We start from the raw sequence: 217 nt of genomic DNA on the forward strand, positions 1-217 counted from the left end.
TCTAAATCACGGATCTCACCAATCATTACCACATCCGGGTCTTGACGAAGAATGGCGCGTAAGCCGCGCGCAAAGGTCATATCAACCTTAGGGTTTACCTGTGTTTGACCAATACCATCAATATCAAATTCGATTGGATCTTCAACGGTAAGGATGTTGCGTTCGTTACTGTTGAGTTCTTGCAGGCCAGCGTACAAGGTCGTTGATTTACCCGAAC

The 217-nt window shown here is 46.1% G+C and carries 1 protein-coding gene; it reads right to left on the reverse strand.

Features of this window, described 5'->3' with window-relative positions; translation table 11 throughout:
- Positions 1 to 217: ATPase, T2SS/T4P/T4SS family (locus AB4496_RS24410; RefSeq protein WP_372132379.1), on the reverse strand; the 217-nt coding region annotated here is incomplete at both ends.

Origin of the sequence: Vibrio sp. 10N.222.46.A1, from assembly GCF_041473595.1 — a bacterium.
Taxonomy (GTDB): Bacteria; Pseudomonadota; Gammaproteobacteria; order Enterobacterales; family Vibrionaceae; genus Vibrio; species Vibrio tasmaniensis_A.